We start from the raw sequence: 11,575 nt of genomic DNA on the forward strand, positions 1-11,575 counted from the left end.
TCACACCTCCTTGTCGTGTACGGCGTCGGGATGCGCAAGCCGCCAGCGAATGCTCTGCACCTGGCGCAGGGTGGTCAGCGCAAAGCCGACGAAAGGCGCCGCGTAGACCACCCACATGGGAACACCGATGGCCGGGGAGGCCTGGCCGAGCATCAGCTGGCGCTCTATGACCGCCCAGCTGGTCCAGACCACATAAAGCGCGAAGGCCAGAAACAGCAGGTCCCCCAGGATGACCACCCAGTGACGCGCCGAGCGCGGGAACAGCTTGAGCGCCGCGTCGATCTTGATATGCCGCATTTCCCGGGCGCCGTAGCTGATCCCAAGATAAATCAACCAGATAAAGAAGTAGCGCGCGAGCTCTTCGGACCAGGACAGCGACGCGCCCATGATGTATCGCATGAACACCTGCACCGCGAGCAATAGCGTCATCGCGGACATCAGCGCCACGCAGATCGAGATCTCCGCGTACTCATCGAGCCATCTCACAAGTTTCATCCGCTCTCTCCCTGGCAGCGGGGTGATGACAGAAGTCGGCAAGACTACAGCGAAGCGCCCGCGTGCGGCGGGCGCCTTCTGGCCTCATCGGGTCATGGCTTCAACAGCTCGTCGAGGTACTCGGGATGCTCCATCTTCGATTTGACCAGCGAATAGATGTCGGCCTCGACGGCGGCATCACGCCACAGCTCCTTCTGCTCCGGGGTAATCTCGGTCACCGTCACCCCCTGATCGGCAAACTTGTCGAGGATCTCGCCTTCCACCTGCTGGGAGCGCTCGCGCTGGTAGGTCGTCATCTCGTCGATGGTGGCGTCGAGCGCCTCACGCAGGGACTCGTCGAGGGCGTTGTACCTGTCGAGGTTCATGAACACCAGGTAGGGCGTATAGACGTGCTGGGTCAGCGACACATGGTCCTGCACTTCCTGGAAGCGATTGCCGTCGATGATGCCCAGCGGGTTTTCCTGGGCGTCCACGGTCCCCTGCTGCAGCGCGGTAAACAGCTCGGTGAAGGCCATCGGTGTCGGATTCGCACCGTAGGCGCGCCAGGCCGCCAGATGGACTTCATTCTCCATGGTCCGCACCTTCATGCCGTCCAGATCAGCCGGCTCGGCCACCACCTTGCCGCTATCGGTGAAGTTGCGAAAACCGTTCTCCCAGAACGCCAGCCCCTTGAGGCCCTTGCTTTCCAGCGACTCGAGGAGCTTGTCGCCGACCTCGCCGTCCAGGGCGCTGTAGGTGGCCTCCGTCGACAGGAACAGGAAGGGAGCATCGAACACGTACAGGTCCGCAAACAGCGTGGCCATCGGACTGGTCGAGGAGATACCGATGTCGATATCACCGAAGATGGTGCTTTCCACCACCACCCTGTCATCGCCTAGCTGGTTATCCGGGAACAGCGTGATCTCGAGCTCGCCGTCGGTCCGCTCTTCAACCAGGCGCTTGAACTCGACACTGGCGTCCTTGGCCGAGGTCGAGGTCACGCTGGACATGCGCAGCGTTTCGGCCTGAGACAGCGCCGGGGTCATCGCCAGTGCCGCGGCGATCAGGGACAGCTTCATTCTGGTGAGTCTTGGCATGAGGTCTTCCTTTGTTGGCGTTGTTGGCATTGAAGAGCACGGGCACCAAGGCGCCCGTCGTCACAGCGATCCTGCATCCGCTTCTCGAGGGTTCGTCACGCGAGCCGATTGACGGCCCAGTGCACCGCCTCCCCTCTGGCAAAGCGCACCGCCTCCTCGGCCACCTTGCGCTTGAGCTCGGCAGCCGCGTCCTCGGAATACCAGGCCATGTGCGGTGTGATCAGACAGCTTGGCTGGGCCCACAACGGGCTCTCGGGTTCCAGCGGCTCCCGTTCGGTGGTGTCGAGTCCTGCCCCGGCAACGTGACCGGAGGCGAGCGCCTCGGCCAGTGCCACCTCGTCGATGATCCCGCCTCGTGAGGTGTTGACCAGAAAGACCCCGGGCTTCATCGCGGCCAGTGCCCCTGCGTCGATCAGGTGACGGGTGTCCTCCGTCAGCGGGCAGAACACCGCCACCACATCGGCCCGGCCGTAAAGTGAATCGAGTTCGACGGCTTCGATATGGTCGGTGCCATCCTCGGCACTGGGGCGGTAGAAGGCGTCGTAGCCGATGACACGGAAACCGAGGGCGTCGACTTTCCGAGCGTACAGTCGACCGATCCGCCCCAGGCCGATCAGACCCACCGTCTGAGTCGACTGCCGCCGCAATGGAATGGCCTCGACGTAGTCCCAGCGACCCTGGTGACAGGCAAGGTTCATCGGCACCAGCTTGCGCGTGAGCGCCAGCGTCAGCGCCAGGGCATGGTCGGAGACCTCGTTCATGCCGTAGTCGGGTACGTTGCATACCTGCACCCCGGCGTCGGTGGCCGCCTCGAGGTCCACGTTATTGACGCCGACACCGTAGCGCACGATCAGCTTGAGTCGTGGCAGTGCCTCGAGCACCCGACGGGTGAAGGGGGCGTACTGGTTAAGCGCGATGTCCACGTCAGTAAGCTGATCGACCAGATCCTGCTCGCTGCGACAGGCCAGCATCGGTGCGTCGAATCCGGCGGAAGCCAGGATGTCCTGCTCGATGTCATGATCGGCGTGATCCAGATCGGAGAAGACAATGTTCATGGCAGGTGTCCTTTTCAAGATCCCAGGCAACCACTGTCCACAGGCGGAAGGGCCTCTCTGACATCGTCAGAGACAGCTGATGCCAGCATCATCGGTGGTCCTTTCATGTCATCCCTGGCGCTGCAGGGGCCGGTATCGACCAATACGTCCATCTCACGCTCCGGTGTGGGTGGTGGCTGCCAGGTACAGAGCGCCACGCGCGACCGCGCCTGGACGCGATGCTGCTTGCTAACTTTCACCACGAAGGGCCCGCGAGATGGTGTCGGCGGTGCGTTTGACCTGGGGACCCAGGGCTGCCATGCGGTCTCTCGGCATAAAGCTGATGACACTGGTGACACTGACGGCGGCCACGGCGTTATCGACATGATTCTTGACCGGTGCCGAGACACAGCGGATGCCGTACTCGTTTTCTTCCCAGTCGAAGCTCCAGCCGCGCACGTCGGCTTCCTTCAGGTCGCGACGGACCTCCGCGAATGACTTGAGTGCAGGAGCATCCTCGCGAGGCCTGGATACCCGCTGCACGGCGGCATAGTAGGCGGGCCAGCTGGAGGGATCCTTCGATGCCAGCATTGCCTTGCCCAGGGCAGTGGCCAGCGCCGGCATGCGCCCTCCGGTGCGCGAGCGCATCTCAAGAGTCCGCTTGCCCGGCAACTTGCACAGGTAGAGCACATCGCCACCGTCGAGCACCCCGAAGTGCACGGTATCCCGCGTCTGTTCGGCCAGCGCCTCCAGGTACGGCCTGGCAATATCGACCAGGGGCTGCTGCTCCGCCGCCCGTTCGCCCAGCTCGATCAACTTCGCCCCGAGGTAGTAGCCCTTGTAGGGCACCTTGTGCAGGTAGCCGTCTCTGACCAGGCAGGACAGGGAACGGGCCACCGTACTGCGGGGGAGCTGCATCGCCTGGGACAGCGCCTTGATCGTGGAAATACCACGCCCGACGCACTGCAGCACTTCGAGCCCTCGACTCAGGGTCTGGGTGCCGGAGCGGTCTTTTGGGGGAATCAGTTCATCCATGGCGCCTCCTTGATTCATCCCATTCAAGGCAAGGCCCCATACACGGTCAAATAGTCAACCAATCCACCACATAGTGAGTCACTTGAATAAGTAACTAACGGAAACAGCAATAAAAAACCGCCAACTTCGTGAAAGTGGCGGTGGCAGAAAAAACAACGTCTCACCGATCAGTACGTCATCGCCGACATCTCCTGCAAGACATCTCCTGATGACTCAACCAAGGTCGATATCAGATCGGGCAATGATGCGCACTTCAGGCAATTTATTTAGCTTGAGGGAACCGTCTTTACTCCTACACCTTTCATCCAGATGACGCTTACACCGGCTGATGCTTGAACTCAGGGTCACCAGTGGTGCGCTTGAGCGGAGTCGAAGGCAAAAAAAGGGTTCATCGCAGATTAGCGTGAAACGGGCAAGGCGCGTGAGGACAGGCAGGATAGAGAAACGGCGGTAAATCCGAGTAAGCTGATATTCGCCAAAACGTCAGCCTACGGACACCGCCGTTGCCATGGATACTACCCCGCTCTGCCTGTTCTGGGAAGGCTTTACCGTCACCCACCACGAGTTCCTGGATGCTCAAACGTGGAGCCCGATGACCGGATTCTGCCGGTCTGTAGCGGCTGCGACCACGCCTGTTTCCTGGTGCACGGCGTGTATCGCCGGCGCGCCCGTAAACCGAGTAGAGCTCGACGTCCCGGTGCGACGCCTGATGACGGACGAGTTCGCCCTGCACAAGGGGCAGCGCTACGCCACCGTGGTCGCCTGCGCTGACACCCAGCAGGTGGTATGGACCGGGGAAGGCCGCTCCCGTGAAGCGATCCGCCCATTCTTCGCGTGGCTGGGCGAGGCGCGAGAGCAGATCGAGGCCGTCGCCATGGACATGAACTCGGCCTTCGATCTCGAGGTGAAGGACCAATGTCCCAACGCCGAGGTGGTCTATGACCGCTTCCACGTGGTGGCCAAATACGGACGCGAGGTGATGGATCGGGTGCGCGTCGACCAGGCCAACCAGCTGCGCGATGACAAGGCGGCCCGCTAGATCATCAAGGGCAGCCGCTGGCTGCTGCTGCGCAATGCCAACAACCTCAAACCTGAGCAGGCGGTGAAGCTGGAAGAGCTGCTGGCAGCCAATGCGTCACTGACCACAGCGCATCTACTCAAGGATCAGCTCAAGACCCTCTGGTTTGCCGATGACGAGACTACCGCCCGAAACGCCTGGCAGGAGTGGCACGAGATGGCCATCAGCAGTGGTATTGAGGCTCTGGATCGCTTCGCCAGGAAATTGGCTCCCTGATCCTGTTCAGTTCCTGGCACCGGTTGAACACCCGTGTGCTGGAGGGCATGAATAACCGAATCAAAGCCATCAAGTGGATGGCCGACGGATACCGCGACACGACGTACGTCTTCCTGAAGATCCGTGCCGCATTTCCCGGCAAAGTGCGATGAACTTTTTTAAACAGCACTCAACTCAGGGCCATGTTCAACAAGAAGAGGGCCTCCCCCTGGGAGCCCCTCGCATGGCCGTGATGCAGTCCAGGATCAAAGGCACATCACTGCGCCGGGACCGATGCTGGCGCCGAGAGCAGCATTGAGCACTCTTTGAAGTACGGGTGCTGCTTCCAGGCTTCTTGGTCACCAATCACATACAGGCGTGTCTTGGCACGGCTGACGGCAACGTTGACCAGATTAGGGGCTTCCGCAGCCCAGCTTTTAGCCCCTTGTCGCTGGGGATCTCCCCCAAGGACCAAGATGACCACCTTGGCCTCCTTGCCCTGGACAGTATGGATTGTCCCTGCCTTAATCCCAGGGCGCCGGCCGGCGAGTTTGTTAAGCTTGGCCACCACGCTACGGAAAGGCGAGATCATGAAGATTTCCGTAGGCGCCAGCCCAAGCTCTAAGAGCTGATCGATCAGCCAGGAGGCCGCATCTCCCTCAGCTGGGATCCAATGCCCCTCGGCATTATTTGATGGCACGTGGAGCCAGCCGCTCGGGGGTAACGGAGAATCACTTGGAGGCTTGCCGTGCACCATGGCATTGTCATAGGCAACTGCATTGGAGATCTCGAACATCGGTGAGTCACAACGCCGATGGACCAATAGGGGGGCGCCCACCCACGTTTCGTTGATCCAGCTACCAAATTGAGAGGCTTGATCAGCCAGCATCTGAGCAGAGGTCGCGCCAGGGCGCCATTCCATACCTACACCACACAGCTCTGCTAGCGCTGCCTGCAGCCGATCGGGCACCGTCACCACAGGCTTGAGTTGGAGCGGATCACCCACCACCAGGCTCGAGCGTGCACGCCACAGAGCGCCAGCAGCGTACTGAGGTGCAGCCTGCCCCGCCTCATCGATTAATAGCCATCCGATGGTCTCTTGTCCAAGCTGGTCAAACTGCCGTGAGAAGGAAGCGAACGTGGTCGACACCACGGGGACCATCAAGAACAAACTCGACCACAGCGTTTGGGCAACCCCCTTGGGAAGATCACTGGGAGCTTTTCCTCGGAGCAGCTGGATCATCCCACGCAGGTTATGCTGCAAGGGAGCGCCGGCACCATAGACAAAAGCGTCATGCAGATCGAGCGCCGCAATAAAAACGGCGACTCGCGCAGCCTCCCACCGCTCATCCCCCCAAGGGGCCAACACCTCCACTTCGGCAGGCGATTTCTTCAGGACTTCGGGAGTGACACAGCACGATGCACCGAACGCTTCGATGTATGCCTGCATCTCCTGCGTAGCCTCGGTGACCCGAGCCAGGAGCTTCCGTCGATTCGCCTCCAACTCCCTGTTGGCGGTGTCTATGGCTTCCCGCTTCTCTTCGAGGCTCCTGGCAAGGTGCTGTGCGGATTGCAGCGCCTGACGCTCAGCACGCACCCCCTCTTCCAATTGCTCCTGGGCCTCACTCTCTGCCGACGCTGCCGCGGCGTCGGCCCTGGCTAGCTCTGTCGTGCAACGACTCAGGTTTTCAGCTTTCTGCTGCACCAAGATCTTCTGATCAGCGTATTGCTTTTTCCAGTCCCGCACCTTCGGTCGCCGCCAAACATGACGGTCGATCATTTGCATCAGCGTTGTTGGAGCCTGGTCCTCGAGCTCTTCCAGAGTGTGACGCGACCGCACAGCCTCCTCTCTCGCCTCGTCATGGGCTAACCTGGCCGCGCCAGCAGCCTGCTGGGCTTTCCGAACTTCCTGTTTGATCGCTACGCTGACAGCATCCCTCGCCTTGTCGAAGATCTCCCGAGCCTCAGCTAGGGACGCTTCGGCACCATGCAGCCGATCGGCCAACTTCGCCATGGATTCACGAGTGCGGCTCAACTTCTCTGATGTCTCCTCGAGCTCCTGTTGCCACTGCGCCAGCATGGTCACTCGATGATAGAGGGCCTCCCTTTGCTTCCGCACTTCCGCTTCATGCGCCAGCGCCGCCCGGAATAAGGTAACGGCCTCACCCCAACTCAGGATCCCTTCAGGCTTGTCACCCTTGAGCAGATGGTGGGCACGATAGTGTCCATCCACCTCGTTCGACTCCCACCCCCAGAAGGCTTCAACAAACGCTGAACGATTTTCCCCTTTCCCGAGAACGGCAGCCAACAACGACCAGGCCTCGTCCTCGTCAGGTAGCAAGGCTGAGCCAATTTCTGTGAACGGGCTATGTCGTTCCGACAAGACGGGATCCACATCGGACGCCTTGGGAAGCTCGAGAGTGACGTTCTCCACGGCACCGTTGTTTGACGAGGCGACGACGATACCGAATCCATGAAGCTCTGGGGCAAGCGGAGCGTACCACTGTGTCCAGTTACCGGATTCCCACGCCTTGCCTCTCGACTGGAATGCCTTGGCCGGGGTGCTATACGTGGCCAGCACCTCAGCACGCTGGACAATGACTTCGGCAATGACATCTTTGAGCAGAGTGGTCTTACCGGTACCGGGCGGCCCGTTTACCGCCATCAAACCGCCCTGGTCGCCACCGAGGCTGCGAAAGGCTTGATTCACGGCGACCTGCTGACTGAACACCAGCGGGTAGCGCCCCTTCCCGGGCCAGCGCCCACGCGGATAAAGCGCAGGATGGAGTAACCGCCAGGCTTCTTGGCGATCGGCACGTAGGTCGATGTGACGCTCCGGAGACCGCCCCAGATACTGCGCCAGGGCTGTCCCCATACTGCCTTCACGCACTGCCGACTCGACTCGCGCCAGATCCTTGAGGAACAGGCTGTTCAGCATCTCCAAGGCGGCGCTCAGGCGCGGAAGCGCTTCGTCTGAGTTGTCGTCGCTACCTAGATCGTCCTTATTCTCGCCATCCTCGTTTGGCGGATCACGCAACACTGCCGGCCGGCGCACACACTGAATGCGGCACCTCAATTTCGCCAGCAGTGACATGGGTAGGGAAAGGCGCTCGAACAGCCACTCGAGAAACTGGTCCAGTTCACCACCCGTCAAGAGAGCACCAGCGAGCTCCGCAGCGAAACGCTCTTCGATTTCCTCTTTCGCTGCCTCGAAGGCATCGACCGACAAGGCATTGAAAGGAACACTCTCATGCCCTTGGGACTTGTGGTGGCGCAGTAGGCCATACGCCCAAGCAAAGGTAGACACCTCAAGAGAGCTTGCAACCACGCGCCCCTCCGACGTGACCTGGAAGCCGATCGCTGCTGTGCCCTGGGGAGCCCGCTCGTCACGTACTACATGGGAGACCGGATCCTGGAGCCAGGTTTCGATCTCTTCACGGGCGACATTTATATCTATCGGGCCCGCATACACCCCATAGGCCCACTCCTCATTCCCGTTGTCAGCCGTCAGGCGCGGCATGCCCTGTGAGCAGCGGTGACGGAAATGTGGGTGCTCGGCATCCCAAGGCATAGGCTCCGGCGGGCGGATGCTGTAGACCGGCTCAGGAGCATCCCGATTAGGCGCAGCCTTTGGAAAGGAAGTCGGTGTCAGCCACTCGACAAGACGCCAAGAGTGGAGAATGTCCGCAGGAGCATTGAGCATGAAGGGGTCTCGATCTTTTATTGGGTGTCAGCCATAGGTTATCAGAGCGTTACCCACTGAACAGAGCATCAGCCATATCTGAGGTTCGCTCATGAAATCCCGCACACAGGCTGAGTCTATGCTCAGAGGCCTTGTATAGCCTAGATGGTGCTGAATATAACTCCCATTCCGCAGTGCATGCCATGTATGTAAGCGCACACACTTATATATTTTTTTCAAATCTAATGTTCATTTTCCACTTTGATGCGCGTAGTATTAAGCGCGAAAAAATAATTAGAATGGAGGGTTGAAGTTACTTAGATAAAAATAGCTCAAATAAATGTTGATCTATCGATCTCGCTTTACATAATGAAGCACTAAGATACGCAAGGAAATAGTAAAAAAAGGAAATTCATTTATGACTATAAGAATTTTTTCGACCTTCATCCTGGCCATATCACTCCTAACTCTTCATGGGTGTGTCACCATAACCGGTGAGCCAAGAGAAGAAATGATAGTCCAGGATGTTGAGTATGATAAAGCCACACCTGACAATAGGTTCTACCAATCACTGCGCGCTGGCGAAATGTCGGGGTTCTCTGGGACTTCCATAATAATATTAACGTTTAACACATCGCCAAACCTCTCTGCAGAAAGAGCTGGCGCTGTTATTAACCGCGCACTTGATGAAGCCAATCTTTTTGGTGAAAATGGACAATATAAAGTAAATGCTGAGGTGATTAGCGATGGTAGCTGTGGCGAGCTGTTCTCAGGATGTGATGGAAACATATACCGCGTAACGAGGGAGGTTTCTGTAAAATACACAGTGCAAGATAACGAAGGAAACCTCGTCGCGTCTAGAGTCATTACTACAGATGGGACATGGGCCAATTTCGACACCACGTTGCTCAAGGAAAGAAGAGCCGCAGAAATTGCCTATAAAAACAACCTAGTGGAAATGATTTCCTATCTAAAAGAGTTTGGACAAAACCATTGATCTATCCTCCGCCCTATAGGGCGGAGGCCCTTCCTTTCTTTTTAATTTGAGTCCTGGAAGTTTAAAATTGCATGCGACTCTAGGTCGAGACCTGGCTAAAGCGCTGAATGGAGTGGCTCAAGGACGGCACGCACTGCTGGCCCGGTGGCATGCCGGGGCGCCAGCATCGCCGGCAGCTGACCGAGTCGCTTCCCATCTTGCTCATCCCATGTTCGGCCAGCCGGCCACAGGAACCCCGCTTGATCTGGCATGCTTCTTCTGAAGTGATGGCAGAGCCGATGATGCCGCCGCAGCCCAGCAATTCGTTGCCGACCGCGCCCGTCTTAACGAGGTCGAGAGGGCGGCACCCCGTCCTACCGTTACCCGCAACCGCGGGGCTCAGCAGTATGGCTCGGCACTCCTTCTCTTCGTGTCATTACGGCGGACACCTACTCCCCGCTGTCCTGATGAAACCGTTCCGGTACCTGATAGCGCGTGCTGCGGCCACCTCCTGGAAGCTTCACCAAGCAACCCTTCTCGACCAGCCCAGCGAGATGACGGGTGGCAGTTGCCTTACTGACCTTGGCGACTTTCTGGTACTGCGACGCACTAATGCCGTGTTCGAAGCCTCTCTCACCGCCATCCAGCAGGCGGTTCAACACCTTCACCTGCTCAGGCAACAGGCCGGCTGCCCTGAAGTGCTGCCAGAAACGGGCCTTGGCCAACGTCCTATCGACCTTCCCCAGGACATCCAACAAGGTGGCATCCAGCGTCTCCAGGAACCAGACAAGCCAGGCCGTCAGGTCAGGCGTGCCACACTGGTTCGCTTCCAGGCGCCGATAATAGTCAGCGCGGCGCTCCAGGATGGCAGCCGACATGGCATACAGGCGGATACTCTGCTGATCCGCCTGCGCCAAGGCGCGATCAGCGATAGCCCGGGCAATTCGACCATTGCCGTCTTCAAATGGATGCAGTGTTACAAACCAGAAGTGTGCCAGGCCCGCTCGAACCAGGGGATCCAACTCGGGGTCATGACGGCTGGACGCGAACCAAGTGAGGAACTGATCAACCTCATGTTCCAACCCCTCTCGCGGCGGCGCTTCGAAATGCACCTTGGGTCGATCGAGGCGACCCGAGACCACCTGCATGGGCTCCACTCCGCGCCACTGCCCGGGCCTTAGCGTCGTAAGCCCCGCGTCAGCATCAGGGAACAACCACCGATGCCACTGAAACAGCCTGTTGGTGTCCAGCGGCGTGTCAGGCTTGAAGGTGGCATCCAGCACCAACTCCGCCAGGCCTTCAGCACGTGGTGAGGTAGCCCCCTCCTGCTCCTCCACACCAAGGCGTCGGGCCAAGGAAGAGCGAACTGACGCCACGTTCAGACGCTCTCCCTCGATGGCCGAAGAGGTAACGATGCTCTGCAGTAGCGTATCCAGGGCGGCTCTTGCCTCAGCGTCCTGATCATCCACGGATGTCAGAGCCCACGAGCGTCCCAGCAAGATGCCGAGATCCCTCCAGCATGCCTGGACCCGCGGCTGAATCTCGGCCGCGTGCCAGGTGAAGTTCGGCCAGTCAGGATGCTGCCAGATCCATGTCGAGGCGTGATCGGTCATGCCAGGCCTCCAAGAAGGCGGAGGAGCCGAATGACAACGGTATTCGGCCCGCACTGTGAGCCGAATAATGATTGGTTTCGGCTCAGCTGGCAAGTCTGGGAGTCATAAGGCCTCGGCGACCATGAGGACAGGCTTCAGATCAGGCCACCCAATCCAAAGGTGGTCAAAGGTGGCCCTCATGGCGGCCTGGGGAGCGATGCCCCGCTGCATGAGGCGGCGTGCCGTCCACGAATACAGGGCATGGTTAAGACCGGCCAATAGCCCCAACAGCAAGCCGTGGATCAAGTCCGATCGGCGGATGGCCTATGGATACCGCGACACGGCGTACTTCTTCCTGAAGATCCGCGCCGCATTTCCCGGCAAAATGCGATGAACCCAAAAAAAGCCCCCG

At 59.3% G+C, this 11,575-nt stretch carries 7 protein-coding genes and 1 pseudogene; 2 read left to right on the forward strand and 6 right to left on the reverse strand.

Features of this window, described 5'->3' with window-relative positions:
• The 4 genes from NKF27_RS17945 to NKF27_RS17960 all read right to left on the reverse strand — a co-directional run bounded on the left by NKF27_RS17945 (position 1) and on the right by NKF27_RS17960 (position 3,640).
• Positions 1–495, reverse strand: a complete 495-nt coding sequence (locus NKF27_RS17945) for a TRAP transporter small permease (protein ID WP_045993609.1) — start codon at positions 493–495, stop codon at positions 1–3.
• Between the two features lie 92 nt (positions 496–587).
• Complete coding sequence (locus NKF27_RS17950) at positions 588–1,571, reverse strand: DctP family TRAP transporter solute-binding subunit (RefSeq protein ID WP_253553968.1); 984 nt, start codon at positions 1,569–1,571, stop codon at positions 588–590.
• Positions 1,572–1,666: 95 nt separating this feature from the next.
• Positions 1,667–2,626 (reverse strand): C-terminal binding protein, encoded by a 960-nt coding sequence (locus tag NKF27_RS17955; protein ID WP_253553970.1) that lies wholly within the window; start codon positions 2,624–2,626, stop codon positions 1,667–1,669.
• Between the two features lie 228 nt (positions 2,627–2,854).
• Positions 2,855–3,640, reverse strand: coding sequence for an IclR family transcriptional regulator (locus NKF27_RS17960; RefSeq protein ID WP_253028998.1), 786 nt, complete (start codon positions 3,638–3,640; stop codon positions 2,855–2,857).
• A gap of 697 nt (positions 3,641–4,337) precedes the next feature.
• Here NKF27_RS17960 and NKF27_RS17965 point away from each other — a divergent pair.
• Positions 4,338–5,086 (forward strand): annotated as a pseudogene (locus NKF27_RS17965) (ISL3 family transposase); the annotation flags it as partial.
• 104 nt (positions 5,087–5,190) lie between these two features.
• Here the strand turns inward: NKF27_RS17965 and NKF27_RS17970 are convergent.
• On the reverse strand, positions 5,191–8,616 hold the full coding sequence (locus NKF27_RS17970; protein ID WP_253553973.1) for an ATP-binding protein: 3,426 nt from the start codon (positions 8,614–8,616) through the stop codon (positions 5,191–5,193).
• A gap of 397 nt (positions 8,617–9,013) precedes the next feature.
• Between NKF27_RS17970 and NKF27_RS17975 the strand changes: the two genes are divergently transcribed.
• On the forward strand, positions 9,014–9,592 hold the full coding sequence (locus NKF27_RS17975) for a hypothetical protein (RefSeq protein WP_253553976.1): 579 nt from the start codon (positions 9,014–9,016) through the stop codon (positions 9,590–9,592).
• 428 nt (positions 9,593–10,020) lie between these two features.
• Here NKF27_RS17975 and NKF27_RS17980 read toward each other — a convergent pair whose 3' ends face one another.
• Positions 10,021–11,184 carry a Fic family protein gene (locus NKF27_RS17980; RefSeq protein ID WP_253553977.1) on the reverse strand — a complete coding sequence of 388 codons (1,164 nt, stop codon included), beginning with the start codon at positions 11,182–11,184 and terminating at the stop codon, positions 10,021–10,023.
• Positions 11,185–11,575: the final 391 nt, after the last annotated feature.

It is taken from the genome of Halomonas sp. DN3, assembly GCF_024137905.1.
Taxonomy (GTDB): domain Bacteria; phylum Pseudomonadota; class Gammaproteobacteria; order Pseudomonadales; family Halomonadaceae; genus Halomonas; species Halomonas litopenaei.

What these genes read in the sequence shown, in the direction of transcription:
- NKF27_RS17955 (WP_253553970.1), bottom strand. Translation starts at nt 2,626, where the DNA reads ATGAACATTGTCTTCTCCGATCTGGATCACGCCGATCATGACATCGAG.
- NKF27_RS17950 (WP_253553968.1), bottom strand. Translation starts at nt 1,571, where the DNA reads ATGCCAAGACTCACCAGAATGAAGCTGTCCCTGATCGCCGCGGCACTG.
- NKF27_RS17970 (WP_253553973.1), bottom strand. Translation starts at nt 8,616, where the DNA reads ATGCTCAATGCTCCTGCGGACATTCTCCACTCTTGGCGTCTTGTCGAG.
- NKF27_RS17960 (WP_253028998.1), bottom strand. Translation starts at nt 3,640, where the DNA reads ATGGATGAACTGATTCCCCCAAAAGACCGCTCCGGCACCCAGACCCTG.
- NKF27_RS17975 (WP_253553976.1), top strand. Translation starts at nt 9,014, where the DNA reads ATGACTATAAGAATTTTTTCGACCTTCATCCTGGCCATATCACTCCTA.
- NKF27_RS17980 (WP_253553977.1), bottom strand. Translation starts at nt 11,184, where the DNA reads ATGACCGATCACGCCTCGACATGGATCTGGCAGCATCCTGACTGGCCG.
- NKF27_RS17945 (WP_045993609.1), bottom strand. Translation starts at nt 495, where the DNA reads ATGAAACTTGTGAGATGGCTCGATGAGTACGCGGAGATCTCGATCTGC.